Below are 545 nucleotides of genomic sequence, written 5' to 3' on the forward strand. Positions count from 1 at the left end.
AACGACCGCGAAAAGGCGCTGCTCGACCAGACGATCGCGGCGTACCAGCAGGTCTACGACATGATGCAGCAGCGCTTCAAGCTTGGCGTGTCAGGTGCCGGGGACCTCGCCACGGCGAAGGCGCAACTCGCAGCGACGCAGACGCAGGACACGGACCTCGACGTCATGCGTGCGCAACTCCAGCACGCGATCGCCACCTTGATCGGCGTCCCCGCATCCAATTTCGTACTGCCCGTGCAGACGACGCAACAGGCAATTCCGGATGTGCCGGCAGGCGTGCCCTCGGCCCTGCTCGAGCGCCGGCCCGACATTGCCGCAGCCGAGCGGCGCGTCGCCGCCGCCAATGCTGAAATCGGCATGGCGCGCGCAGCCTTCTATCCCGATCTCAACCTGGCGGTGACCGTCGGTCTGGAAAGCTCGCTCCTCTCGCCGTGGATGACCGCATCGAGCCTCTTCTGGTCACTCGGACCGTCGATCGTGGGAACCGTGTTCGACGGCGGCCAACATGAGGCCAACCTGCGCGGCGCCAACGCGCAATACGACAT

General features: G+C 65.9%; 1 protein-coding gene. It reads left to right on the top strand.

Annotated elements, in window-relative coordinates; translation table 11 throughout:
- Positions 1-545: TolC family protein (locus HV670_RS30460; RefSeq protein WP_175108607.1), on the top strand; the 545-nt coding region annotated here is incomplete at both ends.

It is taken from the genome of Pararobbsia alpina (assembly GCF_902859895.1).
In the GTDB taxonomy this organism is placed as follows: domain Bacteria; phylum Pseudomonadota; class Gammaproteobacteria; order Burkholderiales; family Burkholderiaceae; genus Pararobbsia; species Pararobbsia alpina.